At 64.1% G+C, this 685-nt stretch carries 1 CRISPR repeat array.

Annotated features, from left to right (window positions below):
* Positions 1–151: 151 nt before the first annotated feature.
* Positions 152–629: a CRISPR direct-repeat array (repeat unit 36 nt; unit sequence GCCTCAATGGAACCCGGTCGTGAAGACCGGGAGCAC).
* Positions 630–685: the final 56 nt, after the last annotated feature.

Below are 685 nucleotides of genomic sequence, written 5' to 3'. Positions count from 1 at the left end.
GGTCCCGCCCAACGAGTACGAGGCTGCCTACTATGCTGGGGTCACTACCAGCAGGTAGCCCACCAACGAGGTGGCACGAAACCTGGGGTGCTTCATGAAGACCGGGAGCACGTGCGGGTCGGACCGTTTGTGGTTTGCGCGGGACCTGCATGCCTCAATGGAACCCGGTCGTGAAGACCGGGAGCACGCTTCATCCCGATCCCGCGTCAGCCGGTCGACCTCCGCCTCAATGGAACCCGGTCGTGAAGACCGGGAGCACCTCATTTTCTTTTGCTCATTTCTTCTCATGTGGCCCGCCTCAATGGAACCCGGTCGTGAAGACCGGGAGCACGACCCAGCGCTTCCGCGAAGAGGCCGAACAGGTGTTGGCGCCTCAATGGAACCCGGTCGTGAAGACCGGGAGCACGGCACCGCGCTCACTTCCGCCAACCGGCTGCACGAGATGCCTCAATGGAACCCGGTCGTGAAGACCGGGAGCACCCCGGTGGCGAAGCTGTTCTTGACTGCCACCCGCTCGCCTCAATGGAACCCGGTCGTGAAGACCGGGAGCACCTGGTCGGCTACGCGAAGGCCGAGGTCACGGCCGTCGCGCTGCCTCAATGGAACCCGGTCGTGAAGACCGGGAGCACGACCCCCGACGGCACCTGGGTGCGCATCCTCATCACCATGCCTCAATGGAACCCGG

The sequence above is a fragment of the Gordonia sp. NPDC003376 genome, assembly GCF_053589235.1.
Note: the sequence above shows the minus strand (reverse complement) of the source record. Positions and strands in the feature narration are given on the sequence as shown.